The sequence below is a fragment of the Arthrobacter sp. AOP36-F1-5 genome (assembly GCF_058137995.1).
The window spans coordinates 2,317,539-2,344,169 of record NZ_CM176892.1 but is presented as its reverse complement, the minus strand read 5'-3'; the positions used below and the strand labels follow the sequence as shown (position 1 = coordinate 2,344,169).

Below are 26,631 nucleotides of genomic sequence, written 5' to 3'. Positions count from 1 at the left end.
TGAAAGGGTGACTGATACACCTGCAGGACCGGCCCCCGGCCATGTCCCGACCCTGAACATCGCCAACGTCCTGACGACCCTGCGGATCATCATGGTCCCCTTCTTCGTCTGGGCGCTGGTGGCCGATGACCAACAGCACGCGGCCTTGAGATGGGTGGCCGTCGGCCTCTTCGTCGTGGCCATGTATACGGACAAACTCGACGGGGACCTGGCCCGCAGCCGCGGGCTGATCACCAACTTCGGGAAGATTGCCGACCCGATCGCCGATAAGCTCCTGCTGGGGGCCGCCCTTGTGACCCTGTCGTGGCTGGGCGAACTCTGGTGGTGGATCACCATCGTCATCCTGGTGCGCGAGCTCGGGATCACGCTGCTGCGCTTCGCCGTGCTGCGCCGCGGGGTCATCGCCGCCTCGCGCGGCGGGAAGCTGAAGACCGTCACCCAGACGGCAGGCCTGTTCCTGCTGTTGCTGCCGTTCACCCCGGCGATCACCTGGCTGTCCATCGTGGCCCTGATCGTGATCCTGCTGGCCGCACTGATCACCGTCTACACGGGGATCGACTACATCATCCAGGCCGCGCGGATGGCCCCGGCCGGCCAAGGGACCGAGACCCCGTGACCGGCGGTGGCACCCCGGCGCTGGCCGCACGGATCATCTCCGAGGCGACCCGGCGGGGGATCACCGTGGCGACCGCCGAGTCGCTGACGGCAGGTTGGATCTCCGCCGCGTTGGCCGATGTCCCCGGAGCCTCGGCCGTGCTGCGCGGGGGAGTGGTCAGCTACCACAACCAGGTCAAGCAGGAGGTGCTGGGCGTCGACGCGTCCCTGCTGGAGAGCAGGGGGTCCGTCGATGCGGAAGTGGCCCGTCGGATGGCGGTCGGGGCCCGCCGGATCTGCACCAGCGACGTCGCCGTTGCCAGTACCGGGGTGGCCGGCCCGGATGCCCACGACGGCAAGGAAGTCGGGACGGTCTTCATCGGCCATGCCGGGCCCCACGGTAGCGGCGCGGTCGAATTCCGGTTCACCGGAGGACGGCAAGCCATCCGCGCCCAGGCCTGTGAGAGGGCACTGGAACGACTGCTGGAACTCATCGAGGCGGAATGAGCCTCCACCACCGGCGCGGAATACTGGCTGTGGGGGCAGTTTTGTGACTAGGCTGGGGGCTGGGGAACAAAATCGAGGTCCCGTTAGTTGAAAAAACTACAGGGTCCATGACAGGACCCATCGGCCAGGGACACCTGGCACAGGATCAAAAGGAGTAAGGCGATACACATGGTCAAGCAACCCGTATCCGTAAACGGCGTCGTCCGTTGGCGCGATGTGGGACTGACAGAAGATGCCCATCGCGAGCATAAGGAGCCCAAAATGGTAGTACTCCGCCACGAGATCGGAGACGTCCTGAGGGATGTCCGCCAGCGTCAGGGCAGGACCCTACGCGAGGTCTCGCATAATGCCCGTGTTTCCCTTGGTTACCTCTCCGAGGTGGAGCGTGGACAGAAGGAAGCGTCGTCCGAACTGCTCTCATCGATTTGCGGGGCATTGGACGTTCCGTTGTCCTTGATGCTTCGCGAGGTCAGCGACCGGGTCGCGATGGCCGAGGGCGTCGACATCCCCGACACCGTCCCGTCGGACCTCACCAACGAGTTCGCCACGGTCCTTCCCGAGGAATGGACCGAAGGCCTGGCCCAGGGCATGGCCCCGACCCACTAACGCCGGGAACATCCCCTCACGCCATGACAGCAGGGCAGCCGTTCACACGGCTGTCCTGCTTTCCGTTAACGACGTGCTTCAGCCCCGATCATTCAAATAGGAGCCGTTCAGCTTGGTCAGCAAGGCGGCCAACGACAACAACTCCTCGTCGGGCCAGTCGGCGAGCAGGTCTTGGAAGACATGCTGGCGGGAGGTCTGCGCCGCAGCCAGTTGCCGTGCCCCGGCCGGGGTCAGGGTGATCGACTGGGCCCGGCCATCCGAGGGATCGGCGACCTTGGCCAGCACCCCCAGCTCCTCGAGCATCTTGACCTGGCGGCTCACCGAGGGTTTGCCGACGCCGATCTCCGCAGCCAACTCGGTCAACCTCAGGGTCCCACGACGTTGCAGCGCCGCCAACAGGCCGTAGGCTCCCGGCTCCATATCGGGGTGGACCTGCTTGGCGACCTTATTGCCATTGGCCCGGGCCCGACGCCAGAGGAAACTGAGCTGCTCCTCCATGTCATGGATGGCTCGGGTGCGCTGGGCCACTGCCTCATCTGCGGGATCGGGTGCATTCATGGCACCATCTTAGGGTCGGAGGGACCAACCCGTGGAAGAATGGACAACGTGAGACTCAGTGATTTCTGGCGCCTGATGGACGACGAGTTCGGTGCGGGCTACTCCCGTGTGCTGGCCTCCGAGCTGGTCCTGTCCGAACTGGGCGGCCTCAGCGCCCAGGCGGCCCTGTCCTCGGGCGTCGACCCCCGCCGCGTCTGGTGGGCCATCTGTGAGAAACAGGACGTTCCCCCCGCACGGCGGCTCGGACGCGATGTCGCCCCGAAGCAGTAATCGGCCATGACACGCCGAACACTCGTTCGAACATGTGTTCGGAACAGCTGTAAGCTGTCCACAGAGACATGGCACGGGTGGCGGACCGCGGTTCTCCACAAGGGACGACGGCCCGCACCAAATTATCCGGTGCGGCGCATACCGTGTGAAACAGGACGACAACAGGCCGTAGGGCCGCAAGACAACCGAGGTGAATGATGGCCGCAGCAATGGACCGCGAAAAGGCTCTCGAATCAGCGCTGGCACAGATCGACAAGCAATATGGCAAGGGTTCGGTGATGCGTCTGGGGGACGATACCCGAGCCAGGATCGAAGTCATCCCGACCGGCTCGATCGCCATGGACATCGCCCTGGGCATCGGCGGGCTGCCGCGTGGCCGTGTCGTGGAGATCTACGGACCGGAATCATCCGGTAAGACCACGTTGGCGCTGCACGCAGTCGCCAACGCCCAGGCCAACGGCGGCATTGCCGCCTTCATCGATGCCGAGCACGCACTGGATCCCGAGTACGCCAAGAAGCTCGGCGTCGACACCGACGCCCTGCTGGTGTCCCAGCCGGACACCGGTGAGCAGGCGCTGGAGATCATGGACATGCTCGTTGGTTCCGGCTCCCTGGACGTCGTGGTCATCGACTCGGTGGCCGCCCTGGTGCCGCGCGCCGAAATCGAAGGCGAGATGGGCGATAGCCACGTCGGCTTGCAGGCCCGCCTGATGAGCCAGGCGCTACGTAAGATCGCCGGACGGCTGAGCCAGACGAAGACCACTGCGATCTTCATCAACCAGTTGCGCGAGAAGATCGGCGTCTTCTTCGGCAGCCCCGAAACCACCACCGGTGGCAAGGCGCTGAAGTTCTACGCCTCCGTGCGGATCGACGTCCGTCGCATCGAGACGCTCAAGGAGGGAACCAACCCGGTCGGGAACCGGACCCGGGCCAAGATCGTCAAGAACAAGATGGCCCCGCCCTTCAAACAAGCTGAATTCGACATCCTCTACGGCGTCGGGATCTCCCGTGAGGGTGGCCTGATCGACATGGGCGTCGAAGAAGGCTTCGTGAAGAAGTCGGGGGCATGGTTCACCTACGACGGTGACCAGCTCGGCCAGGGCAAGGAAAATGCGCGTAAGTTCCTGCGGGACAACCCGGATCTAGCCGATGAACTGGAGCGTCGCATCAAGGAGAAGCTGGGTATCGGCGCCCTGCCGCCGGAGGAGCCGGGCGATGCGCAGCTACGCGCCGTGGGCAAGGACTCCTAGGCGTTCGAACGCAACGAAGTACAGGCCGGGAGGGGGCGTCGGTGGAGGGAGACAGCGCTGCCATGGAGGCCGGTGACCTGAACCGGGAGACCCTGTTCCCCCGCGAAGACACCGCACCGCTGGACGCGGCGGAGGACCACCGGGCCGAGCAGGAGCCTGGTGGTCGAGGCGGTGGGCGCGGACACCGGTCTCCCGGTCCTGACCCGGAGAAGGACCCCGAGGCGGCGGCACGGGCGATCGTCCTGCGACAGCTCACCGGTTCGCCCAAGAGTCGTCGGCAGTTGGCCGACAAGCTCTCGGAGCGGGGGATCCCGCGGGACGCGGCCGAGGGCATCCTGGATCGATTCGAGGAACTTCAACTCATCGACGATGCCGCCTTCGCCGAGGCCTGGGTGCGTAGCCGTGCCCGCAGCCGGGGACTGTCTCGCAGCGCCTTGCGCCGCGAGCTGCGGGAGAAGGGCATTGCCGACGAGCTCTCCGATGAGGCGCTGGAACAGCTCAGCGGGGCCGATGAGTTGGAGATGGCCCGCGAACTCGTGGAGAAGAAGGTCAGGTCGATGCCGGCGGGACTGGACCACGACAAGGGGGTCCGGCGGCTGGTGGCGATGCTCGGCCGCAAGGGGTACGGGTCGGGGACCGCCTTTCGTGTCGTCAACGAGATCTGGACCGCCGACCGCGACTGAGCCCTGCCCTGCCAAAACGCCCAGGTTCCTTCACCGATGATGCGTTCGGTACTCTGGGGGAGTGAGTTCGACCATGCCCAGCCCCGATACAGCCCCGCCCCTCGACGAAGCGCAACGCAGCTACGAGGTGCGCACCTACGGCTGCCAGATGAACGTCCACGACTCCGAGAGACTGGCAGGACTGCTGGAGCAAGCCGGCATGGTGCCCAGACGCGATCCGGACACGGAAGCCGACGTCGTCGTGTTCAACACCTGCGCCGTCCGGGAGAACGCCGATAACAAGCTCTACGGAAACCTGGGGCGTTTGGCGCACGTCAAGGAGCAGCACCCAGGCATGCAGATCGCCGTCGGTGGGTGCCTGGCACAGAAGGACCGCGAGACGATCCAGCGCAGGGCCCCGTGGGTCGACGTCGTCTTCGGAACCCATAACGTCGGTTCCCTGCCCACGCTGCTCGAACGTGCCCGCCACAACAACGAAGCCCAGCTGGAGATCCTCGAATCCCTCGACGTCTTCCCCTCGACCCTTCCCACCAAACGCGATTCGGTCTACGCCGGCTGGGTCTCGATCTCGGTGGGCTGCAACAACACCTGTACCTTCTGCATCGTGCCCTCGCTGCGTGGCAAGGAGCGGGACCGCCGCCCCGGTGACATCCTGGCCGAAGTCCAGGCCCTGGTCGACGACGGGGCCATCGAGGTCACCCTGCTGGGCCAGAACGTGAACTCCTACGGTGTTGAATTCGGGGATCGGCTGGCCTTTGGCAAACTGCTCCGGGCCTGCGGACGGATCCCCGGACTCGAACGCGTCAGATTCACCAGCCCACACCCCGCGGCCTTCACCGACGACGTCATCGAGGCGATGGCCGAAACCGATAATGTGATGCCGCAACTGCATATGCCCCTGCAGTCCGGGTCCGACCGGGTGCTCAAGGACATGCGCCGCTCCTATCGTTCCAAGAAGTTCCTGGGGATCCTGGACCGGGTACGTCAGCGCATGCCCGAGGCGGCCATCACCACCGACATCATCGTTGGCTTCCCCGGGGAAACCGAAGAGGACTTCCAGGCGACCCTGGATGTCGTCGAGCAATCCCGGTTCGCCAGCGCCTTCACCTTCCAATATTCCAAGCGCCCCGGGACCCCGGCGGCCGAACTGGCCGATCAGCTGCCCAAGGAAGTCGTCCAGGAACGCTACGAACGGCTGACCGCGCTCCAGGACAGGATCTGCGCCGAAGAGAATGCCCGGCAACTCGGCCGTGAAGTCGAAGTCATGGTCACCGCACAGCCGGGACGCAAGGCCGAGCAGACCCACCGGCTGACGGGCCGTGCCCGCGACCAGCGGCTGGTCCACTTCTCCGTGCCCGACGGCGCCGAAGCCCCCCGTCCGGGTGACCTGGTCAACGTCACGATCACTGAAGCCGCAGCCTTCCACCTGATCGCCGATCCACCGACCACGGCCCAATACCACCTGCGTCGTTCACGCGCCGGGGACGCCTGGGACCGCTCGCAGGCCGACTCCTGCGGCACCGGCCAGGGGGCAGCGGGCCAGGGCGTCTCGCTGGGCATGCCCGCCCTGCCCCCGCGCGCTTAGCCCGGCATGAGGCCACTGATCGCGATCGTCGGGCCAACGGCCACCGGCAAATCCGACGCCGCCATCGCCCTCGCCCGGCGCCTCGACGGGGAAATCGTCAACGCCGATGCCCTGCAGTTCTACCGCGGCATGGACATCGGCACGGCCAAACTGGCCCCGGCCGAGCGGGGTGGGGTCCCGCACCACCTGCTGGACATCATGGACATCGACGATGAAGCCAGCGTGGCCACGTTCCAACAGCAGGCCCGGGAAGCGATCGCCGGCATCCAGGACCGTGGCCGGCTGCCGATCCTGGTCGGCGGCTCCGGACTCTACGTCCGGGCCGTCATCGACGAACTCGAGTTCCCGCCCACCGATCCGACGATTCGACGGCGGCTGGAAGCCGAAGCGGCCGAGGACGGTGTGGCCGGGATGCGCCGTCGTCTGGCCGTGGCGGACCCGGTGTCATCGGCCCGGGATCTGGACGAGCGCCGACTGGTCCGGGCCCTGGAGGTCCACGAGCTGACCGGGCGGCCCTTCAGCTCCTACATGCCGCGCCGCGACTACCGGCAACCCACGCTCCAACTCGGACTCGACATCGACCGCGAACTGCTGCACGCCAAGGTGGCACACCGGGTGCGCACCATGCATGAAACCGGGCTGCTGGACGAAGTGGAGTCGTTGGCGGCCCTCGGTCTGCGCGAGACCAGGACCGCCTCCCGGGCCATCGGCTACGCCCAGTTCCTTCAGGTGCTGGAAGGCACCGCGACGATCGAGCAGGCCATCGAATCAACCACCGTGGCCACCCGCCGCTTCGCCCGCCGCCAAATCACCTGGTTCAGGGCCGATCCCCGGGTCCACTGGTTCGATGCCGCGGACCCGGATCTGTGGGCAGCGCTGGAAGCATCCGTGCGGGAATTCGAAGGATCCCCGGGCACGTAGGCTGGGACCATGAGCTTTACGGAATCCGATCACCCCAGCGGAACCCTGTCGGCCCTCTCGGGCCTGGACTTCACCAAGGGCCATGGAACGGGCAATGACTTCATCCTGTTCTCGGACCCGGACAACAGACAGGACATCCTTCCCGCGCAGGTGGCTTCCCTCTGCGACCGTCATCTCGGCCTCGGAGCCGACGGAGTGATCCGTGCCATCCGTTCAGAGACCCTGGCCGAGGGGCGGGAGTTGCTGGCCCGGCACCCGGAGGCCGAATGGTTCATGGATTACCGCAACGGCGACGGCTCGGTCTCCGAGATGTGCGGGAACGGGGTGCGCGTCTTCGTGCATTTCCTGGTCTCCCGTGCTCTGGTTTCCCTGGCCGACGGCGATTCCCTGACGATCGGCACCCGGGCCGGGGTGAAGGTGGTCTCCCGCTCTGCCGCCGGGTACTCGGTGGACATGGGCCCGTGGGAGTTCCTCTTCCCCGACCAGGCCCATGAACGGGCCCTGGACAGCATCGTGGACGCCTCGTTGGAGGTCCCGCGCCCGGGCCTGAGCGTGGACATGGGCAACCCGCATACGGTCGTCGCGCTCTCCGAGGCGACCGAGCTGGACCAGCTGGATCTGCACCGGATGCCGGTGGTCGACCCCGTCCCCGAGCACGGGACGAATGTGGAGTTCGTGTTGCCGTCGGATCCGCTGGTCAACGACGGTGTCGGAACCATCCGCATGCGCGTCCATGAACGCGGTGTGGGCGAGACCCTTTCGTGTGGCACCGGCGCCTGCGCCGCCGTCGTGGCGACCCGACACTGGGCCGGTGGGGCCTCGGCACGCCGCTGGGACGTGCACGTTCCCGGCGGGACCGTCTCCGTACGGTTCGTGACGGCTCCCGAGGGCCGCGAGCATGTGGTCCTGGAGGGACCTGCGGTACTGGTGGCCGAGGGGACCCTGGTCTAGTCCTTCGAGGGAGTCGTGCCCACGCCGGAGGCATCCGTGGTGTTGCGCACCCTCAGGATGCGGAAGGTCTTGGCGCTGGAGTATCGATCGACGATGAACCCGGTGGGGAGTTCCCGAACCAGCCACTGTTGCAGTGAATCCGAGCCCAGGTTCTTCTGGACGACCAACCAGGCAGTTCCGCCGACAGCCAGCCGGGGCAACCAGTGGAGCAGGATCCCATGCAGGATTTCCTTGCCCACCCGGATCGGGGGATTGGACCAGATGGTCTGGAACCTCAGGTCGTCATCGACGGCTTCGGGGGCCGTGGCCACCACGTTGTCCAGGGACAGGGCCTGCGCGTTTTCGCGGGTGAGTTCCAGGCTGCGCTGGTTGACGTCCACGGCATGGACGGTGGCGGAGGGGGAAGCCAGAGCCATGCTCAAGGCGATCGGACCCCAGCCGCAGCCGATGTCGAGCAGGTGGCCTTCCGCCGCCGGGGCGGGCACCCCGGACAGCAGGACCGCGGTTCCCTTGTCGATTCCATCCGGGCTGAAGATGCCTCCGGCGGTGTTGACGGCGTGTTCCGTGCCGCCGAGCATCACGCGGACGCTCCTGCGGGTGAATGGCGTCGACGGTTGTGCGCTGAAGTAGTGGTCCGAACCCATGGGTTGAAGATTAACCGTCAGGGTGACGCCAAAGCGAATCCTGGTCTTCCCGGCCCGACGGTTTCAGTGATAGAGTTATCCCAATCACTCACGGTTCGGGCACTCTCGGGTTTCGGCCTGTGGAGGAAACCAGCCACCTGTCGGTGACCCGGACTAGAATTGGTGTACGAATCCTTTCAAAGGGGAACATGACCACTCATAACGAGCCCAACCCGGACGATCGAAACCTCCCGGAGGACGAGATCCAATCCGTCATCGACCGTATTCTGGCCACGGACGATGCCACCGACCGTGCCACGCCCCAGCGTGCTGACGACAGGCGCGCCCAGGCGCCGCTGGGCGGCAAAGCCCTGGCCTTGGACGGCAAGGGTGACGGACACTCATCAAGCGATGGCGACCAGCGCGATCTGTCCGAACGCCATGCGCTGCGCCGCGTCGCCGGATTGTCCACCGAGCTGGAAGACGTCACCGAGGTCGAAAACCGGCAGCTTCGGCTGGAACGGGTGGTACTCGCCGGAATCTGGACCGAAGGAACGTCCCAGGAAGCGGAAAACTCCCTGCGGGAACTGGCCGCCTTGGCCGAAACAGCGGGATCGGAAGTCCTGGATGGCATGGTCCAGCGCCGCTTGAAACCGGATCCAGCCACGTTCCTGGGCTCGGGCAAGGCCCAGGAGCTGCGCGATGTCGTGGCCAGCACCGGGGCCGATACCGTGGTCGTCGATTCCGAACTGGCTCCATCCCAGCGCAGGGCGTTGGAGGACATCGTCCGGGTGAAGGTCATCGACAGGACCTCGCTGATCCTGGACATCTTCGCCCAACATGCGCAGAGCCGTGAGGGCAAGGCCCAGGTCGAACTGGCCCAGCTTGAATACCTTCTTCCCCGCCTCCGTGGCTGGGGCGAATCCATGTCACGCCAAGCCGGTGGCCGGGTCGGGACCGCGGGCGGTGGCATCGGATCACGCGGCCCCGGCGAGACCAAGATCGAATTGGACCGTCGACGGATCCGTGACCGCATGGCCAAACTCCGTCGCGAGATCAAGGGCATGAAACCGGCACGTGATGCCAAACGCTCGAACCGGAAACGCAATGCCGTTCCGGCGGTGGCCATTGCCGGGTACACGAACGCGGGAAAGTCCTCGCTGCTGAACCGCTTGACCGACGCCGGGGCGCTGGTGGAGAACGCACTGTTCGCCACGCTGGATCCCACGGTCCGGCGCACGGAAACCGAAGATGGCTTGGGGTACACCATTGCCGATACCGTGGGATTCGTCAGGTCGTTGCCCACCCAACTGGTGGAGGCCTTCCGCTCGACCCTCGAGGAAATCGCCGACGCCGATCTGATCCTGCACGTGGTCGATGCCTCCCACCCCGACCCCGAAGGCCAGATCCATGCGGTCCGGGAGGTCCTCACCGAGGTCGACGCGCAGGACATTGCAGAGATCATCGTGTTGAACAAGGCCGATATCGCCGATCCGTTCGTCGTCGAACGCATTCGTCAACGCGAACCGAACCATGTGGTGGTCTCTGCCCGGACCGGCGGGGGGATCCCCGAACTGCTTGCGGCGATCAGCGAAGCCATCCCCCGTCCGGATGTGGCCATGGAATTGCTGATTCCCTATGACCGTGGTGATCTGGTCCACCGGCTGCACGGCTCCGACGCGGAGATCCTGGAGACCGAGCACCTGGATGAAGGGACCCGTCTGTCCGTGAAGGTACGCGGTGCACTCGCCGCGGAATTGGAGCAGTTCGTCGTACATGGCTGAAGTACAAGAGGTGGTCGCCCTCCTGGATCAGGCGGTCGAACGCATGGGCGGGGAAAGCAGGCCCGGACAGCATGAGATGACCAAACAGGTCGTGGAGGCCTTCGAAAGCGGAAAGCACCTCCTGGTGCAGGCCGGCACCGGGACGGGTAAATCGCTGGCCTATCTGGTTCCGGCGATCGCCCACGCCCTCGAAGCAGATAAACCGGTGGTCGTCTCCACCGCGACCTTGGCCCTGCAGGCCCAGATCGTCGGTCGGGACGTTCCCCGGCTCCTGGAGAACCTGGATGACGAGCTGCCGCGGCACCTGGATGTCGCCCTGGCCAAGGGGCGATCGAACTATGTCTGCAAGTACAAGCTGGGAGGCGGCTACCCCGACGAGGATGAAGGGGCGCTCTTCGCGTTGGGCGATGACGGGGCGGCCCGCCCGTTGACCGCCGGCACGGGGCCCACTTCGGCACTGGGCCAGGAAGTCGTTCGCGTACGCGAATGGGCCGAGGAAACCGAATCGGGGGACCGGGACGATCTCGTCCCGGGGGTCAGCGAACGTGCCTGGCGGCAGGTCTCCGTCAGTGCCATGGACTGCCTCGGTGCCCAGCGGTGCCCGATGGCCGAGGAATGCTTCAGCGAACTGGCCCGCAAGAAGGCCGGCGATGCCGACATCGTGATCACCAACCACGCCTTGCTGGCCGTCTCGGCGTTCGAGGGATTGGCGGTGCTGCCGGAATTTGACACGGTGATCATCGACGAGGCCCATGAACTCCAGGACCGGGTCACCAATTCGGTGACCCGCCCCATCTCGGCAGCGCTGGTTGCCGCCGCGGCCACCGCGACCCGCAGAAACTGCAAAGGCGTCGCTGTCGAAGCCCTCAACCAGGCGGGTAAGACCCTGTCCGACTCCCTGGAGGGAGTGCCGACCGGGCTGCTGCCCAAGGGGCTGAACGAAGAGCAGGTCGCCGCCATCGCCGCCGTGCGCGAAGCGGCGCGTACGGCCCTGTCCGACTCGAAACCGGGGAATGGCGAAACCGCTGACGGCGGACGCCAGATGGCCCGCTCGCAGTTGATGTATCTGCAGGAACAGTGCGAACGCCTCGATGGACCCGCCGATGAACGCGAGGTCGTCTGGATATCCCGCCAAGGCAACTTCACCCCGGGGGCCGGTTACAGCGCCCCGGATGACTCGGCCCCCGCGACGATCAATGTCGCTCCACTGTCGGTGGCCGGCAAATTACGTGAGGGCCTCTTCGACGGCCGCACGGTCGTCCTGACCTCCGCGACCCTGGCCATAGGTGCTGCCTTCGAACCGGTGGCCGGATCGTTGGGGCTGCTCGGCGAGGGGGCTCCCGCGTGGACGGGCATCGATGTCGGTAGCCCCTTTGACTATGCCCGGCAGGGGATGCTCTATGTTGCGCGGCATCTGCCCAAACCATCGCGAAACGTATCGACCGAGGCCCTGGATGAGCTCGCCGACCTGATCGGGGCCTCCGGCGGGGGAGTACTGGCATTGTTCTCCTCCCGGCGGGCCGCCGAGGAGGCCGCCGAAGCGCTGCGGCCACGGGTGGACCCGGAGATTCTCTGCCAGGGCGAGTCGAGCATGTCCACGTTGGTCCGGCAGTTCGCCGATGAACGCGATACCTGCCTGTTCGGGACCATGACCCTCTGGCAGGGAGTCGACGTGCCGGGTCAGTCATGCCGGGTGGTGGTCATCGACAGGATCCCTTTCCCACGCCCCGACGACCCGCTGTCCACGGCACGCAGCCGCGACGTTGCCCGACATGGGGGCAACGGTTTCATGGCCGTCTCCGCCTCCCATGCAGCAGTCCGTCTGGCCCAGGGGGCAGGCCGGTTGATCCGTTCCACGGGGGACCGTGGCGTGGTGGCCGTCTTGGATTCACGGCTGGCCACCGAACGCTATGGAAACTACCTGCGTGCGTCGCTGCCCCCGATGTGGTCGACCACGGACAAGGACGTCGTGCTGGGGTCGCTGAGGCGTCTGGCGGCGAGCGAGGACTAGACATGAAAGGAGGGCCCGTCCGCGGACGGGCCCTCCTGGAAGTACACCGCGGCCTAGATCGAACGCATCACCGAAACGACCTTGCCCATGACGGTGGCATGATCGCCCAGGATCGGCTCGTACTGGCGGTTCTGTGGCAGCAGCCACGTGTGGCCGTCGCGCTGCCTGAAGGTCTTCACCGTGGCCTCGTCATCGAGCAGCGCCGCGACGACATCGCCGTTCTCCGCATGTTGCTGACGGCGGACGACGACCCAGTCCCCGTCACAGATGGCTGCCTCGACCATCGAATCCCCGCTGACCTTGAGCATGAACAGTTCACCGTGCCCGACGAGTTGGCGTGGCAATGACATGACATCCTCGACCGCCTGGTCCGCCAGGATTGGTCCACCGGCGGCGATGCGGCCCACCAGCGGAACCCGGGCCACCTCGTCGGAATCATCCGAGTCCACCACGGTCAGCCGGGGCCGAAGCTGCTCCGGTTCCCGCGGGGCGGGAGCCGGCTGCGAGGCCTCCGGGGTCCCGGTGACCTCGGGGGCCAGCGGGCGCAGGATCTCCATGGCCCGGGGGCGGCGTGGATCCCTCCGGATGTAGCCGAGCTTCTCCAGCTGGGCGAGCTGGTGGGTGACGCTGGACAAGCTCGCCAGCCCGACCGTATCGCCGATTTCGCGCATGGACGGCGGATACCCCTTGGCGGTCACGGCCTCCTGGATGGTTTCCAGGATCCGCCTCTGCCGGACAGTCAACCCCTTCGGTGCCTTCTTCGGCGCCGGATTCTCCGCTGAGCTCATGATCCATCCCGTCCTGGTAAATCGCCGGCGTACCGGGGCTGTGCGCAATGTGTCGGATGCAACTGGTGGACTCTCATCCATCCAGCCGATGGCTTCCACTCTAGGGCAGTCACGGACTTCATTCAAAGATTTATTCGAACGTGTCTCGACAATCTTCGTACATAGATGCTAAAAATGAGATAGAAGTTCGAATATGAGTTCGAAGATCGGGTTCGACACCCGCAACGAGAACCCGCTTCGGCGGACAACAGGAAGGTCAGACCATGGCGCAGATCGCACTCGCAGCCCCGGTGTCCCTCAAGGCGGACTCCGTTCCGACCACCGCCCCGGCCCGTGCCTCCACCCCTCGGGGCCGGCTGGAGCTGACGCGACGGGGGCGCTTCATCCTCATTGGCCTGCCGGTCATGCTGGCAGCCACCGCCCTGCTCGTCCTCGCTGGCATCTTCACCGCCCCGGTCATGGCCTCGGACGCATCGGATACGACCGCGGTGGAAGCCACGACCGTCTCCGTCATGGAGGGCGACACGGTCTGGGCGCTGGCCGAGGAGTTCGCCCCGCAGCGCGACCGCCGTGACGTCATGGCGGAAATCACGGAAATGAACGACCTGAACGGATCGGTCCTCGTCCCGGGCCAGGAGATCTTCGTCCCCACGGGCGATTAGGCCCGCTTTATGACCCTGTCACCCGGTCCGATTCCCGACTGCGGGGCACGGGCAATAGAATGGGGTCGTGAGTGATCAGCTGGAACGACTGGCCAAATTGCCCCTGCGTGAAAACCTGCGTGGCATCGAACCCTACGGCGCACCGCAACTGGACGTGCCCATCCTGTTGAACGTCAACGAGAACACCCATCCGTTGCCCGAGGCAGTAAGCCGGGCCATCTCCGAAGAGGTCAGTGCCGCCGCTGCGTCCCTGAACCGTTACCCGGATCGTGAATTCACCGAACTCCGCGAACGCCTCGCCGACTATTTGGGACACGGGCTGGATGCGGCGAACATGTGGGCCGCCAACGGATCCAACGAGGTCCTGCAGCAGATCCTCCAGGCCTTCGGAGGGCCGGGACGCACCGTGATGAGCTTCCCGCCCACGTATTCGATGTACCCGTTGCTGGCCAGCGGGACCGACACCACCTACCTCGCCGGAGAGCGGAGCGGTGACTTCGGACTCAGCGCGCGATCCGCAGCGGACCAGGTCACGGAGGCGGCGCCGGATATCGTGATCCTCTGTTCGCCGAACAACCCGACGGGTACCGCCCTGGGACTGGACGTCGTGGAAGCGGTATACGAGGCAGGGCGTGCCAGCCAGGCGATCGTCATCGTCGATGAGGCCTACGCCGAATTCGCACTCAGCGGGACCGGATCCGCGCTGACACTGCTGCCCGGCCGCGAACGACTGATCGTCACCCGGACCATGAGCAAGGCCTTCGCGCTGGCCGGGGCCCGGCTGGGCTATCTCGCGGCGGCCCCGGAAATCGCCGATGCGCTGCGCCTGGTCCGTCTGCCTTACCACCTCTCGGCCGTCACCCAAGCCACCGCCAATGCCGCCTTGAAACAGGTCGATGCGCTGCTGGCCACGGTCGAGGACATCAAGGGCCAACGCGACAGGATCGTCCGCGAACTCACCCGGTTGGGGTTGGAACCGGCAGTCAGTGACTCCAATTTCGTCTTTTTCGGCGGGCTCGAGCATTCCCGTGCCATCTGGCAGGGTCTGCTCGAGGCCGGGGTACTCATCCGAGATGTGGGCATCGCCGGTCATCTGCGGGTCACCGCTGGAACCGAGACCGAGACGACCGCATTCCTCCAGGCCTTGGAGGGCCTCCTGAGCCCCGCCGCGGATACCGGCTCCGGGCACGACAGCTAGACTTAACCTGCGGGCCGCCACCGTCGCCGCCCGCCCCACCCACACCGAAGGAATACCCATGTCTGCAGAATTGCTCGGCGGTCGCCGAGCCCGCATGGAGCGTGCCACCAGCGAGTCCACCGTCACCGTCGAACTCGACCTGGACGGCACGGGTGTCGCGAACATCAGCACCAGCGTCCCGTTCTACGACCACATGCTCACGGCGCTGGCAAAGCACTCGCTGATCGACCTGACGGTCCAGGCGACCGGCGACACCCACATCGACGCCCACCACACGGTGGAGGACGTGGCCATCACCATCGGCGAGGTCCTGCGCACCGCCCTGGGCGACAAGGCGGGGATCCGCCGCTTCGGCGAAGCTTCGGTCCCGCTCGATGAGGCCCTGGCCCACGCGGTCGTCGACATCTCGGGACGGCCCTATCTGGTCCACGGGGGTGAGCCGGCTGGTCAGGAATACCACTTGATCGGCGGGCACTTCACCGGCTCGCTCACCCGCCACGTCTTCGAATCGATCACGCTGCACGCACAGATCTGCCTGCACATGCGACTGGTGTGCGGCAGGGACCCGCACCACATCGTCGAAGCGCAGTTCAAGGCCTTCGCCCGCGCCTTGCGCCAGGCCGTGGAACCAGACCCCCGCAACGCCGGGATGATCCCCTCCACGAAGGGTGCCCTGTAGATGGCCGGGCCCCGGATCACCGTGCTGGATTACGGATCGGGCAACATCCGTTCCGCGGTCCGCGCGCTCGAACACGTCGGAGCCGAAGTCACCCTGAGCAACAAACCGGATGACATTCGTGGGGCCGATGGTCTCGTCGTTCCAGGAGTCGGCGCCTTCGCCAGCGTGATGAAGGCCCTCGGCGAGGTCGGGGCAGGACCGTTGATCGGGCGCCGGATCGCCGGGGGCCGTCCGGTCCTGGGGATCTGCGTCGGCCACCAGGTCTTCTTCGATGAGGGGGTCGAACACGGTATCCGGACCGCCGGTTTCGGGGAATGGCCCGGAACCGTCGAGCGGCTCAAGGCGCCGGTGGTCCCGCATATGGGCTGGAACACCGTCACGGCGGCCGAAGGGTCCAGGCTCTTTGCCGGTCTCGAGGACGAGCGGTTCTACTTCGTACACTCCTATGCGGTCCAGCATTGGGATTTCCCGGTGGCCCAACCGCGTATGAGCCCCCCGGCAGTGACCTGGTCCGATCACGGGGGCCCCTTCATCGCCGCCGTGGAGAACGGGCCGTTGTCGGCCGTGCAGTTCCACCCGGAGAAGTCAGGCGAAGCAGGGGCGAAACTGCTATCCAACTGGTTGGGAACCCTGTCCTGATGTGGAGTCTCATCCTCATGGCGGTCGGCGGCATCCTCGCCGGTGGTGCGTTGTCGCTGCGTCAGCAAAAGGCCCATATCTCCTGGATCATCGCGACCTGGGTCCTGGCGGCGATGGCCCTGCTTTCCGCCTACATCATGACCCTGAAGTAGTCTTCCCCTCCCGGCAAGACGCCGCGTACCACCCCCCCCACGACCTATTCGACGAAGACCGGAGAAGATCCCCGTGACCAGCAACAGCATCCTCGAACTCCTGCCCGCGGTGGACATCGCCGACGGGCAAGCCGTCCGCCTCGTCCAGGGCGAAGCCGGCAGCGAGACCGGGTACGGTGACCCGCTTGAAGCGGCCCTGGCCTGGCAACAAGACGGCGCCGAGTGGGTGCACCTGGTGGACCTGGACGCCGCATTCGGGAGGGGGAACAACACCCAGGCCGTCGCCCGGATTTCCCGTGAACTGGGAATCAAGATCGAACTCTCCGGCGGAATCCGGGACGACGAATCCTTGGAACGGGCGCTGGAATTCGGTGCCGCCCGGGTCAACCTGGGTACCGCTGCCCTGGAAGCCCCCGACTGGACGGCCCGCGCCATCGCCCGGCACGGAGACAAGATCGCCGTCGGACTCGATGTGCGGGGAACCACGTTGGCCGGCCGCGGGTGGACCAGCGAAGGGGGAGACCTCTGGGACGTGCTGGCCCGGCTCGAAGACGCCGGATGCGCCCGCTACGTCGTGACCGATGTGACCAAGGACGGAACACTGCGCGGTCCGAACGTGGACCTGCTGCGTGAAATGTGCACCCGAACCAGTCGACCCGTGATCGCCTCCGGCGGGATCTCCAGCCTCGATGACCTGCGCGAACTACGTGCCTTGGTGCCCGACGGGGTCGAGGGCGCAATCGTGGGCAAGGCCCTGTATTCCGGGCAGTTCACCCTGCCCCAGGCCCTCGACGTCGCCGGCCGGCGGTAGCGATGACCGACGGCGCATCCAACGCGGCCGCCAGAACACCCCGCGGGAAAGCTCCCACGGACCAGCGGATCGGCCGCCACCTGCCAGGACATATCGAGGCCGCCCTGCTCCGCGCCGGAGAAGCCACCGACTCCGCCGGCCAATCCTGGGCCGGACGGGATCTGTCGGGCGGGGGAAACCCGCTGCACCACTTCGATGATGACGACGGCACGGCCGACCCCGGCTACCTCGAAGCCATCACCGCGCTGAAGGCCGGCTCCGGTACCGAACAAATGGTCCACGAGGCGTTGGCCCACGCCAGGGTGTTCGTGCCCGTGGTCGCGACCCTGGCCGAAGGGGGCCTCGGGGACCACGGATTCACCGAAGACAAGGAAGCCGATATGGCGCTGGTGACCATCACCGCCCCTGACGGCCGCCCCGCCCTGCCGGTGTTCAGCAGTGTCGACCGGTTGCAGGCCTGGCACGGGCAAGCACGCCCCGTGGCCGTCTACGCTCCGCGGGCCGCCTTGTCCGCCGTGGCCGAAAAGGCCCAGCTCATCGTGATCGACCCCGCGGCAGAGGCCACCTTCGTCCTGCGACGGCCCGCGATGTGGGCGCTGGCCCAACAGCAGGAGTGGACCCCCAGCTACGCCGACGAGACCCTGCTGCCGCTGCTGCAGGCCGCGGCCGACGCCGATCCCGCCATCCTCGGGATCACCGCGGCCCCGGGCCGGGGCGTTGCTTCGCGCACCGCCGATGGGACGGTCATGGCCGGGGGAGGCCCGGGCCCGGAGCTGCGCGTGGAGGTCTCCCTGCGTTCCGGGATGGCCCGTGATGACGTCACCGACACCGTCGAGCGACTGCAACGCACGCTGGGAGCCGACCCGGAATTCGGTGCCCGGGTCGATTCGTTGGAACTCGGACTCCAGGGACCACCGGCCCGCGCGTGAACGGCTACGCCACCCGGCGGCAGGGACCCCCGGGCCGGGCAGCGAAAAGGAGGCCGCCACCGGGGTGGCGACCTCCCTGGGAATGGTGGTCGAAGCCCTAGTTCACGGGCCCGGTGAGTTTCTCGCCGGGACCCTGCCCCGGGGCATCCGGGTAGTTGGAGGCCTCACGGAAGGCCAGCTGCAAGGAGCGCAGGCCGTCGCGTAGCGGGCCGGCATGCTGGGAGCCGACTTCGGGTGCTGCTGCCGTGATCAGACCCGCCAGTGCGGTGATGAGCTTGCGGGCTTCATCCAGGTCCTGCAGGTCTTCCGCGTCTTCGCCTTCGGCGAGTCCGCACTTCACGGCTGCCGCGCTCATCAGGTGCACGGCTGCGGTGGTAATGACTTCCACGGCCGCTACTTCAGCGATGTCGCGAACCTCGTTGGTCTCGCCGAAGGTGGCGTCCGGATTGGTTTCAGGGGTACTCATGCTGCTAAGCTTTTCACAGACCGACTGGTTTTGCTGACTCAGCGGATTCCGCCCCACCGGGCGAAGGATCCGTCGGGAACAACGAAACGAGTATGCAAGTGGAGGCCTACTCCCACCCGCAGTAACCGCTTCAGGTTGCCGGGTCACTTCGGGACGGAACCACGGGTTCCGTGGCATGCGCGAGCAGCCGAACCGATTTTCCAGGCCTCCATCTGCCCAGCAGCTGGAGGCCTTCTCTTGTTGCTGGCGGCTTCGAACTACGAAAAGCAGGAGCGACACATCAGCGATCCACGCATTAACGATCGAATCCGCGTCCCAGAGGTGCGGCTGGTTGGACCCAACGGCGAACAGGTGGGCATTGTCCGCATCGAGGACGCGTTGCGTCTGGCCGCGGAGTCCGACCTTGATCTGGTCGAGGTGGCGCCGACGGCCAAGCCGCCCGTGTGCAAACTGATGGACTTCGGCAAATTCAAGTACGAAGCCGCGGTGAAGGCACGCGAGGCACGCAAGAACCAGACCAACACGGTCCTCAAGGAAGTCCGCTTCCGCCTCAAGATCGACAAGCACGATTACGAGACGAAGACCGGGCATGCCCTGCGCTTCCTCGGCGCTGGCGACAAGGTCAAGGCCATGATCCAGTTCCGTGGTCGTGAGCAGCAGCGTCCCGAACTGGGCATCCGCCTGCTGAACAAGTTCGCCGAAGACGTGGCCGAAGTCGGCGTCGTCGAGTCGAGCCCGCGTCAGGACGGCCGCAACATGGTCATGGTCGTCGGACCGCTGAAGAACAAGGCAGAGGCCAAGGCCGAAGCCCGCCGTCAGGCACAGCGTGAAAACGACAAGGCCAAGTCCAAGGCGACCAAGGAAGACCGCGTCGATACCTCGGACGAGCAGCCGGCCATGACCCAGTCCTTGGGTGACAACCTTCCGGACGAGTTCCAGGCGCGTCTGGCCCAGGTCGAGGCGGATAACGCCGAAAAGGCCAAGGTCGACGCCGCAGCAGCCAAGGAAGCAGAAGCCAAGGCAGCCGCAGCCCCGCAGACCCCCGAGGCCGAACCGGCCACCAAGCCTGCGGAAGCCGCCAAGCCTGCGGAAGCGACCAAGCCAGCGGCGGCCAGCAAGCCGTCGACCGCGGCGAAGCCGGCAGCGGCAGCCAAGCCGGCCGCTGCAGCGAAGCCCGCAGCAGCTCCGAAGCCGGCCGCCAAGCCGGCCCCGAAGCCTGCGCCGAAACCGGCACCGAAGCCCAGCGCGGCTCCGAAGCCCACCGCGGCTCCGAAACCTCGTCCGGGTAAATAGCCCGGTGTGGCCAGCCCCTGTCGGGGGCAGCACTTGACCCACGGTTTCCCATACAGGAAGCCTCAAAGATCCCCGGTCCGATAGGGCAACGGGAGCACGTAAGGAGAACGGCGGATATGCCGAAGTTCAAGACCCACAGTGGCGCCAAGAAGCGCTTCAAGCTCACCGGTAGCGGCAAGATCATGCGCCAGCAGGCCAATCGTCGTCACTACCTGGAGCACAAGCCTTCCAGCCTGAAGCGCCAGCTCAAGGGCGAACGGATCGTTGCCAAGGCGGACACCAAGACCATCAAGCGGATGCTGGGCCTCTAAGCACACGCACCGGGAACCACGAGTTCCCATCCATCCATGGAGTTCCCCCGGACAGGTCGCCGATAGGCAGGCATCCCGAGGACAAGATATTAAGGAGTACACACGTGGCACGTGTGAAGCGGGCAGTCAACGCCCACAAGAAGCGTCGGGTCGTTCTCGAACGGGCCAAGGGCTACCGCGGTCAGCGTTCGCGCCTGTACCGCAAGGCCAAGGAGCAGCTGCTCCACTCGTTCGTCTACAGCTACGGCCACCGCCGCAAGCGCAAGGGTGACTTCCGTCGCCTCTGGATCCAGCGCATCAACGCTGCTTCCCGCGCGAACGGCCTGACCTACAACCGTCTGATCCAGGGCTTGAAGGCCGCTGAGGTCGAGGTTGATCGCCGGATGCTCGCCGATCTCGCCGTGTCCGACGCCAACGCGTTCGGCGCACTGGTCAAGGTCGCCAAGGAGGCCCTCCCGGCCGACGTCAACGCCCCGGCCGCCGAGAAGCCCGCCACGAAGGCACCGGCTGCTCCGGCCGCCAAGAAGGCTGCCGCCCCCAAGGCCGCCGCCCCGAAGGCCGCCAAGGCCACCGAGGGTGAAGGCATGGTCAAGGCCGTTGAAGGCGAGGAAGCCCCCGCGGGCTACGTCATCAAGGGCAACCAGTCGATGAAGTACCACGTGCCGGATTCGACCTGGTACGACCAGACGCAGCCGGAGTTCTGGTTCAACTCCGTCGAGGCCGCCAAGGCCGCCGGTTTCGAGCCGGCAGGTGGCGAGTCCCGCCAGCAGTTCTCCAAGTAGGACACTGCGCCGCGGGCCACGGCCCGCATGGTGCGAGGGGACGGAATTCCAAGCGGATTCCGTCCCCTCGGCCGTTAACCACTAGTGGTGGCCGGACCACCTGTGCGCTGCGGCGCCCGACACCGATAAGGTTCTTCCCATGAGCGCCGAACACCACGCTGAGATCGAAATGACCAACCCACGGGCCGAACGCGTCCGCGACGTGGCCCGGTTGGCCACCCGGCCCGGCCGTGCCAAGAAGGCTGCTTTCCTGGCCGAGGGACCCCAAGCGGTCCGTGAGGCACTGCAACGCCACGACACCATGGTGGCCGGGGGCGAACGCGGGATCGTCCAGGAGGTCTTCGCCACCGCTGAAGCCCTCCAGCGACACCCGGATCTGGCGCGGCCGCGGACCAGGGTCAGGCTGCGCACCGCGAGCCCCGAGGTGCTGGCCGCCATGGCCGACACCGTGTCCCCGCAAGGGATCATGGCCGTCTGCCGCATCGCCGAGACCAGCCTCGATGAGGTGTTCGACGCCGGGACGCGGCTTGTCGCCGTATTGTGCCGGGTCCAGGACCCCGGCAACGCCGGCACGATCCTCCGCGCCGCCGTGGCAGCGGGGGCCGATGCAGTCGTGCTCACCGGGGGAAGCGTCGACATCTACAACCCCAAGGCCGTGCGCTCCACCGTCGGATCCATCTTCCAGGTGCCGATCGTCTCCGGGGTGTCGTTCACGTCCCTGGCCGCTGCGGCGCAGGAGGCGCAGGTGCAGCTTCTGGCCGCCGACGGGTACGGGGATACCGACCTCGACGTGCTGCAGGACCAGAGCACGATGCGCCGCCTGGGTGGACCTGGCAGCAGCGGGAGTGTTGCGGGACCTCAGCTGGAGGCACCCACCGCGTGGCTCTTCGGCAACGAAGCCCAGGGACTGGACGAGGAGGAACTGACGACCGCGGGCCACCGGGTTGCGGTACCGCTCTACGGGGTCGCGGAATCATTGAACGTGGGCACGGCGGCCACCGTCTGCCTCTACGCCTCGGCGCGGGCGCACCGGAGATCCGGTCCATCCGCCTGAGGGCACGGTCCGGGCGTGGCGGGAGGAGCCCCTCGACGTAGTACCGTGACGCAAGGATATCCAATGGCGCGCATCGCGCCCCGACAGAGGCGGTAACCATGGCAGCATCCGGTGGGAACAAGGCCGTCGTCGCGGCGCTGGCAGCCAATCTGGCGATCGCCGTCTTCAAGTTCGTCGCCTGGCTGCTCACCCAGTCCTCATCGATGCTGGCCGAGGCGATCCACTCGGTCGCGGACTCGGGCAACCAGGTCCTGCTGCTGATTGGCGGGAAGAGGTCCACCCGTGAAGCCAACCCCGCACACCCCTTCGGGTTCGGACGTGAGCGGTATATCTACGCCTTCATCGTCTCCATCATCCTGTTCAGCGTCGGCGGGCTGTTCGCCCTCTATGAGGCCTTCCAGAAGTTCAAGGATCCCCATGGCATCGAAGGACCCTGGTGGTGGGTCCCGGTCGCCGTGCTCGTCGGGGCGATCATCGCCGAAGGACTCTCCTTCAGGACGGCCATCCGCGAATCCAACCAGGTCCGCGGGACCACGGGGTGGGTGAAGTTCGTTCGCCGGGCCAAGGCCCCCGAACTACCGGTGATCCTGTTGGAGGACCTGGGGGCACTGGTGGGCCTGTTTTTCGCCCTGCTGGGGGTGGGGTTGACCCTGCTGACGGGCAATGGGCTCTTCGACGCCGCCGGGACCGCGATGATCGGGGTGCTGCTGGTCTGCATCGCGGTCATCCTGGCCGTGGAAACCAAATCCCTGCTGCTGGGGGAGTCGGCGACCGGTGAAGACATCGCCGGGATCGAAGCGGCCATCCGCGCCGACGGCACCGACATCATCCACCTGAAGACCCTGCACCTGGGCCCTGAGGAGATCCTCGTTGCCGCCAAGTTCGGCATCCGCAAGGGCAGTTCCGGTGAAGACATCGCCAGGGCCATCGATGCGACCGAGGCGCGGATCCGCGCCTCGGTGCCGACCGCAACACTGATCTACCTCGAACCTGACATCGAACGGACGACCGAGGACATCGGGGGTCCCGGGACCAACGAAGGAGTCGCTGAATGAATGCGTTGAAACAAATCGTCGGCGCGGCACTGGTTGATTCGCTCCAGGCCCCGACCCGGCTGTTGGCGGCCCGCCGGACCAGTCCGCCCGCCTTGGCCGGGCTCTGGGAATTTCCCGGGGGCAAGGTCGAAGCCGGGGAGGGCTGCCAGGCCGGTCTGCTTCGTGAACTGGCCGAGGAGCTGGGCATCGAGGCGGAACTCGGAGCCGAAATCGAGGGACCGATCGACCAGGGCTGGAAACTCTCGGGACCTGCGGCCATGCGCGTCTGGCTCGCCTGCGTCACCGACGGGACCCCCGAACCGCTGGAAGACCACGACGAACTGCGGTGGCTGGAACTCGATGGGGACCTGAAGGACGTTGTTCCGTGGATTCCCGCGGATCTGCCGATCGTCGAGGCGATCGTGGCCCGACACGGTGCCCTACCCGGGACGGTATCCGGTCAGGGCATCGTGCGCCCATGATCCTGCTGACCGGTTTCGAACCTTTTGGCGGGGATCCGCTGAACCCGTCAGGGGACGCCTCACGCCGTGCCGCGGAACTGCTCTCCGAATCCGGCCACCCCGCCACCGCCGTCGAACTTCCGTGTGTCTTTTCCGAAGCCGCGGGAGTCCTGCGCAGGGCCCTGCAGGACCACCGTCCGGAACTGGTGGTCTGCACCGGGCTCAATGCCGCTGCCGGGGCCGTCATGCTCGAACGGGTCGCCCTGAACGTGATCGACGCCCGCATCCCCGACAACGCGGGGGAACAACCCGTGGATGTGCCCGTCGTTCCCGGGGCCCCTGCGGCCTATTTCACGACCCTGCCCCTCAAGCGGGCCCTGGCCGCGTTGCAGCGGGAGGGGATCCCCGCCCAGGTGTCCCAGAGTGCCGGCACCTTCGTCTGCAACCAGATCTTCTACACGCTGATGCATGAGCTGGCGGCCTCGGGACAGGCCCGCCGTGGCGGCTTCGTCCATGTCCCCTTCCCGGCGGTGGCCCGGGTGGATCCCGAGTCCCTGGCCACGGCGCTGGTCCTGGTGGTGCGTGAGGCGCTGGAGGGCTCGGCGGATATCAGCCTCGGGGCCGGGACCATCGCCTGAGCGGCGGCAGGAGGGCGCCGATCGGCCGGCTCCTGCGCTGCGTGTAGCCGCCAGCCGCCAGCCCGGCCTGCCGTTCGAAGACATTGCGGGAGGCGGGGTCGCCGGTGCGGAGCCAGGAATATCCGGCGGCCACCGCGTAGAGCGGTAGGAACGGCAGTCCCAGGCACCAGGCATATTGGCTGGCGTGGCGTTCCTCGTGGACAATGAGTCCGGGACAACGCTCCGGCTCGTCGAGGCCCTCCCGCCAGAGGACGACGTTGCCCACGGTGAAGGCCGCGGCGTCGGGCAGGTCCAGCCGATACCCGAGGGCGAGGTAGAGGCCACGAGGCCCCGAACGCACCCGGCACCCCGTGGCACGGGCCAGCAGCAGCCCGCACGGAGTAGCCAGGTTCAGCCAGTTCGCCGCGCTGCGCCAACGCGCCCGGTCAGTTGCCGCCACCGGACTTCTGCACCCCGGTGAGGAAATCAGCGACGAGGGGTCCAGCGGTCTGGGCCCCACCGATGCCTTCGGAGACGAATGCCGCCACGGCCAGATCACCCTGGACGGCGATGACCCAGGCATGGGCGTTCTCGTCGGCGTCGTACTCGGCCGTGCCGGATTTGCCGTAGACCTTCGGCCCGGGGACCTTCTGCAGGCCCACCAGGGTGCCATGGGTGACGGTTCCGGCCATCATCTTCTGCAGCTCGTCGGCCTCCTTCGACTCCAGCTTCTTCGCCGGATCCTTGGCGGCATCCGGGCTCGGGGACTCCACCAGATGCGGGGAGACCGTCTGGCCGGCGGCCACGGAAGCGGCGACGGTGGCCATGCCCAACGGGGAGGTCTCCACGACACCCTGGCCGATGCCATTGGCCGCCAGGGTCGTCCCCGTCGAATCATCCGGGATGGAGCCCAGGAACGAGGAGGCGCCGGTCGACGGGGAGGGGTTGAGCCCCAGGGAGGCCCCGGCAGTGGTCAGGTCCTTGGCCTTCAGGCCCGCAGCCCCGTTGATGAAGACGGTGTTGCAGGACTGGGCGATGGCCTCCGACAGCGGGATGGTCCCGAGCTTGCCGGCGGGGTAGGCGTCGAAGTTCTTGAACTCCTTGCCCTTGATGGTGGTGGTCTTCGGGCATTTGACCTTGCTGGACGGGGTCTTCCCATCGCGGAGCATGGCCAGGGCGGTGACCACCTTGAAGGTGGACCCGGGGGCATATTTGCCGAGCATCGCCGTGTTCATCCCCTGCTCCGCCGGGCCGGAGGCGGCGGCCAGAACGGAGCCGTCGGAGGGGCGGATGGCGACCAGGGCCGAGGTGGGGTCGACCTGTTTGAGTAGCTTCTCGGCCAGCTTCTGCTGGGCCGAGTCCAGCGTCACGGTCAGGTCCTTGCCGTTCTTCGGGTCGCGCTCGAAGAGCTCTTCCACCTGTTGGCCGGAGGGATCGTAACTGGCGATGGTCAGGCCCGCCGTGCCGGAGAGCCGATCGTCGTATTGGGCTTGAAGCCCCGAGAGCCCTACGACGTCCCCGGCCTTGGTCTTGCCCTCGGATTCCTTGATGATTTCGGCGGTGGCCTGCCCGACGGTGCCCAGAATCGGTCGGGCGAAGGTCCGGGTCAGGGCCAACGGCTCGCTGCCGGTGATGGCCCGGCCGCCGGGGATGGCTTCGACCTGGGCGTCGGTGACCTCGCGCTTGGAGTTGTCGCGCAGCGTGATGGCTTCGACGAACGCCTGGTCCCCGGCGGCCTTGACCCGGGCGACGTAGTCGGACACGTCCACGTCGGCGAGCTTCGCGAGTTTCTTCGCCGCGCCCCCTGCCTCGCCGTCCTCCAGCCGCGTCTTGTCGAGGCCCAGGTGGACCACCGGGCGGTCCTTGACCAGTGCCTGCTTATCGGTGCTGCGGATCTGCCCGCGTTCGGAGGCCTTGGTCCGCAACGCCACATGGTGGCCCGGTTCCAGCCCCGTGAGTTCCTCCTGGTCGTAGTCGACCTGCCAGGCCTCCGCCTCCTGGTCGTAGGCCAGTTGTGCGCTGGTGGAGTATTCCCAGTCGGTCTTGGTGTCATCCACGTCCCAGACCGTCGTGAAGGTGGCGGTCGCCGTGGGGGAGTCCTCGTCCTCGTCCTCGGGCCGCTCGACCGAGTCCACCGTGGTGCGGTGCTTCAGGTCCTTCATGGAGTCGAAGGCGGTGGCCAGGTCCTCGGAAACCGTGGCAGGGTCGGCATTCTTCAGCGGCACGGAAGAGAAATCGAAGGTCTCCAGGGCCTGGGCCACGGATTGGGCGACCGGATCGGGATCGGGCACCGGGGATGAGCATGCGGAGAGGCTTCCCAGGGCGAGCGTGGACAGGACGGTCGTCAGCGTCAAGCGCCGGGCTACATGCATGGTGGTCATTATGGCCGGGGAGTGGACGTGATCACAAGGC

General features: G+C 66.6%; 31 protein-coding genes. 25 read left to right on the top strand and 6 right to left on the bottom strand.

Going from position 1 to position 26,631, the window contains the following annotated elements; genetic code table 11:
• Positions 1-7 precede the first annotated feature (7 nt).
• From pgsA to AC3ZI9_RS10735, 3 genes are all read left to right on the top strand, one after another.
• On the top strand, positions 8-616 hold the full coding sequence (gene pgsA / locus AC3ZI9_RS10745) for a CDP-diacylglycerol--glycerol-3-phosphate 3-phosphatidyltransferase (RefSeq protein WP_444561787.1): 609 nt from the start codon (positions 8-10) through the stop codon (positions 614-616).
• Positions 613-1,101, top strand: coding sequence for a CinA family protein (locus tag AC3ZI9_RS10740; protein WP_444554607.1), 489 nt, complete (start codon positions 613-615; stop codon positions 1,099-1,101). Before pgsA ends, AC3ZI9_RS10740 begins: the two co-directional genes overlap by 4 nt.
• A 168-nt stretch (positions 1,102-1,269) precedes the next feature.
• A complete protein-coding gene (locus tag AC3ZI9_RS10735; RefSeq protein ID WP_444554606.1) occupies positions 1,270-1,707 on the top strand; it encodes a helix-turn-helix domain-containing protein in 438 nt (145 codons plus the stop codon).
• Between the two features lie 78 nt (positions 1,708-1,785).
• Here the strand turns inward: AC3ZI9_RS10735 and AC3ZI9_RS10730 are convergent, their stop codons facing one another.
• On the bottom strand, positions 1,786-2,265 hold the full coding sequence (locus AC3ZI9_RS10730; protein WP_444561786.1) for a MarR family winged helix-turn-helix transcriptional regulator: 480 nt from the start codon (positions 2,263-2,265) through the stop codon (positions 1,786-1,788).
• A 48-nt stretch (positions 2,266-2,313) separates the two neighbouring features.
• Between AC3ZI9_RS10730 and AC3ZI9_RS10725 the strand changes: the two genes are divergently transcribed.
• The 6 genes from AC3ZI9_RS10725 (at position 2,314) to dapF (ending at position 7,925) form a co-directional block, all read left to right on the top strand.
• The gene (locus tag AC3ZI9_RS10725; protein ID WP_444561785.1) at positions 2,314-2,535 is read left to right on the top strand and encodes a DUF3046 domain-containing protein; all 222 of its coding nucleotides are present in this window, start codon (positions 2,314-2,316) and stop codon (positions 2,533-2,535) included.
• A 197-nt stretch (positions 2,536-2,732) separates the two neighbouring features.
• Complete coding sequence (recA, locus tag AC3ZI9_RS10720; RefSeq protein ID WP_444554648.1) at positions 2,733-3,785, top strand: recombinase RecA; 1,053 nt, start codon at positions 2,733-2,735, stop codon at positions 3,783-3,785.
• 41 nt (positions 3,786-3,826) lie between these two features.
• Entirely contained in the window at positions 3,827-4,468 is a 642-nt protein-coding gene (locus AC3ZI9_RS10715) for a regulatory protein RecX (RefSeq protein WP_444554603.1), read from the top strand.
• A gap of 61 nt (positions 4,469-4,529) precedes the next feature.
• Positions 4,530-6,053, top strand: coding sequence for a tRNA (N6-isopentenyl adenosine(37)-C2)-methylthiotransferase MiaB (gene miaB / locus AC3ZI9_RS10710; RefSeq protein WP_444561784.1), 1,524 nt, complete (start codon positions 4,530-4,532; stop codon positions 6,051-6,053).
• A 6-nt stretch (positions 6,054-6,059) separates the two neighbouring features.
• On the top strand, positions 6,060-6,974 hold the full coding sequence (gene miaA / locus AC3ZI9_RS10705; protein WP_444561783.1) for a tRNA (adenosine(37)-N6)-dimethylallyltransferase MiaA: 915 nt from the start codon (positions 6,060-6,062) through the stop codon (positions 6,972-6,974).
• A gap of 9 nt (positions 6,975-6,983) precedes the next feature.
• On the top strand, positions 6,984-7,925 hold the full coding sequence (gene dapF, locus AC3ZI9_RS10700) for a diaminopimelate epimerase (protein ID WP_444561782.1): 942 nt from the start codon (positions 6,984-6,986) through the stop codon (positions 7,923-7,925).
• On the opposite strand, the gene AC3ZI9_RS10695 is transcribed toward dapF, so the two are convergent.
• Positions 7,922-8,569 carry a class I SAM-dependent methyltransferase gene (locus tag AC3ZI9_RS10695; RefSeq protein WP_444554599.1) on the bottom strand — a complete coding sequence of 216 codons (648 nt, stop codon included), beginning with the start codon at positions 8,567-8,569 and terminating at the stop codon, positions 7,922-7,924. The genes dapF and AC3ZI9_RS10695 overlap by 4 nt on opposite strands.
• Before the next feature lie 188 nt (positions 8,570-8,757).
• On the opposite strand from AC3ZI9_RS10695, the gene hflX reads away from it, so the two are divergent.
• Together hflX and AC3ZI9_RS10685 are read left to right on the top strand one after the other, a co-directional pair.
• Complete coding sequence (gene hflX / locus AC3ZI9_RS10690) at positions 8,758-10,332, top strand: GTPase HflX (protein WP_444554598.1); 1,575 nt, start codon at positions 8,758-8,760, stop codon at positions 10,330-10,332.
• Positions 10,325-12,343: an ATP-dependent DNA helicase gene (locus AC3ZI9_RS10685; protein WP_444561781.1), complete on the top strand. Its 2,019-nt coding sequence runs from the start codon at positions 10,325-10,327 to the stop codon at positions 12,341-12,343. Before hflX ends, AC3ZI9_RS10685 begins: the two co-directional genes overlap by 8 nt.
• A 53-nt stretch (positions 12,344-12,396) precedes the next feature.
• Here the strand turns inward: AC3ZI9_RS10685 and lexA are convergent, their stop codons facing one another.
• Complete coding sequence (gene lexA, locus AC3ZI9_RS10680) at positions 12,397-13,131, bottom strand: transcriptional repressor LexA (RefSeq protein WP_444554596.1); 735 nt, start codon at positions 13,129-13,131, stop codon at positions 12,397-12,399.
• Positions 13,132-13,394: 263 nt separating this feature from the next.
• Here lexA and AC3ZI9_RS10675 point away from each other — a divergent pair, with 263 nt between their 5' ends.
• The 7 genes from AC3ZI9_RS10675 (at position 13,395) to AC3ZI9_RS10645 (ending at position 18,201) form a co-directional block, all read left to right on the top strand.
• On the top strand, positions 13,395-13,793 hold the full coding sequence (locus AC3ZI9_RS10675) for a LysM peptidoglycan-binding domain-containing protein (RefSeq protein ID WP_444561780.1): 399 nt from the start codon (positions 13,395-13,397) through the stop codon (positions 13,791-13,793).
• A 67-nt stretch (positions 13,794-13,860) separates the two neighbouring features.
• Complete coding sequence (locus AC3ZI9_RS10670) at positions 13,861-14,991, top strand: histidinol-phosphate transaminase (RefSeq protein ID WP_444554594.1); 1,131 nt, start codon at positions 13,861-13,863, stop codon at positions 14,989-14,991.
• Positions 14,992-15,049: 58 nt separating this feature from the next.
• Complete coding sequence (gene hisB / locus AC3ZI9_RS10665) at positions 15,050-15,670, top strand: imidazoleglycerol-phosphate dehydratase HisB (protein WP_444554593.1); 621 nt, start codon at positions 15,050-15,052, stop codon at positions 15,668-15,670.
• Entirely contained in the window at positions 15,671-16,309 is a 639-nt protein-coding gene (gene hisH / locus AC3ZI9_RS10660; protein WP_444554592.1) for an imidazole glycerol phosphate synthase subunit HisH, read from the top strand. It begins immediately after the preceding gene.
• On the top strand, positions 16,309-16,461 hold the full coding sequence (locus tag AC3ZI9_RS10655; RefSeq protein WP_444554591.1) for a hypothetical protein: 153 nt from the start codon (positions 16,309-16,311) through the stop codon (positions 16,459-16,461). The genes hisH and AC3ZI9_RS10655 overlap by 1 nt, the downstream gene beginning before the upstream one ends.
• A gap of 67 nt (positions 16,462-16,528) precedes the next feature.
• Positions 16,529-17,272, top strand: a complete 744-nt coding sequence (priA, locus tag AC3ZI9_RS10650; RefSeq protein ID WP_444554647.1) for a bifunctional 1-(5-phosphoribosyl)-5-((5-phosphoribosylamino)methylideneamino)imidazole-4-carboxamide isomerase/phosphoribosylanthranilate isomerase PriA — start codon at positions 16,529-16,531, stop codon at positions 17,270-17,272.
• A gap of 2 nt (positions 17,273-17,274) precedes the next feature.
• Positions 17,275-18,201, top strand: a complete 927-nt coding sequence (locus AC3ZI9_RS10645; protein WP_444561779.1) for an SseB family protein — start codon at positions 17,275-17,277, stop codon at positions 18,199-18,201.
• A gap of 97 nt (positions 18,202-18,298) precedes the next feature.
• Here the strand turns inward: AC3ZI9_RS10645 and AC3ZI9_RS10640 are convergent, their stop codons facing one another.
• A complete protein-coding gene (locus tag AC3ZI9_RS10640; protein WP_444554589.1) occupies positions 18,299-18,667 on the bottom strand; it encodes a DUF1844 domain-containing protein in 369 nt (122 codons plus the stop codon).
• A 237-nt stretch (positions 18,668-18,904) separates the two neighbouring features.
• Here AC3ZI9_RS10640 and infC point away from each other — a divergent pair, with 237 nt between their 5' ends.
• From infC to pcp, 7 genes are all read left to right on the top strand, one after another.
• Positions 18,905-19,960 (top strand): translation initiation factor IF-3, encoded by a 1,056-nt coding sequence (infC, locus tag AC3ZI9_RS10635; RefSeq protein ID WP_444566666.1) that lies wholly within the window; start codon positions 18,905-18,907, stop codon positions 19,958-19,960.
• A gap of 116 nt (positions 19,961-20,076) precedes the next feature.
• The gene (gene rpmI / locus AC3ZI9_RS10630; protein ID WP_444554588.1) at positions 20,077-20,271 is read left to right on the top strand and encodes a 50S ribosomal protein L35; all 195 of its coding nucleotides are present in this window, start codon (positions 20,077-20,079) and stop codon (positions 20,269-20,271) included.
• A 104-nt stretch (positions 20,272-20,375) separates the two neighbouring features.
• Complete coding sequence (gene rplT, locus AC3ZI9_RS10625; protein WP_444554587.1) at positions 20,376-21,053, top strand: 50S ribosomal protein L20, sunset domain variant; 678 nt, start codon at positions 20,376-20,378, stop codon at positions 21,051-21,053.
• Between the two features lie 139 nt (positions 21,054-21,192).
• Positions 21,193-22,107, top strand: a complete 915-nt coding sequence (locus AC3ZI9_RS10620; protein ID WP_444554586.1) for a TrmH family RNA methyltransferase — start codon at positions 21,193-21,195, stop codon at positions 22,105-22,107.
• Between the two features lie 98 nt (positions 22,108-22,205).
• Entirely contained in the window at positions 22,206-23,162 is a 957-nt protein-coding gene (locus AC3ZI9_RS10615; RefSeq protein ID WP_444561777.1) for a cation diffusion facilitator family transporter, read from the top strand.
• Entirely contained in the window at positions 23,159-23,623 is a 465-nt protein-coding gene (locus tag AC3ZI9_RS10610; protein WP_444554584.1) for a (deoxy)nucleoside triphosphate pyrophosphohydrolase, read from the top strand. Before AC3ZI9_RS10615 ends, AC3ZI9_RS10610 begins: the two co-directional genes overlap by 4 nt.
• Entirely contained in the window at positions 23,620-24,240 is a 621-nt protein-coding gene (pcp, locus tag AC3ZI9_RS10605) for a pyroglutamyl-peptidase I (RefSeq protein ID WP_444554583.1), read from the top strand. The genes AC3ZI9_RS10610 and pcp overlap by 4 nt, the downstream gene beginning before the upstream one ends.
• Here the strand turns inward: pcp and AC3ZI9_RS10600 are convergent.
• Together AC3ZI9_RS10600 and AC3ZI9_RS10595 are read right to left on the bottom strand one after the other, a co-directional pair.
• Positions 24,212-24,679, bottom strand: a complete 468-nt coding sequence (locus AC3ZI9_RS10600) for a hypothetical protein (protein WP_444554582.1) — start codon at positions 24,677-24,679, stop codon at positions 24,212-24,214. The genes pcp and AC3ZI9_RS10600 overlap by 29 nt on opposite strands.
• Entirely contained in the window at positions 24,666-26,591 is a 1,926-nt protein-coding gene (locus AC3ZI9_RS10595; protein WP_489923580.1) for a penicillin-binding transpeptidase domain-containing protein, read from the bottom strand. The genes AC3ZI9_RS10600 and AC3ZI9_RS10595 overlap by 14 nt, the downstream gene beginning before the upstream one ends.
• Positions 26,592-26,631: the final 40 nt, after the last annotated feature.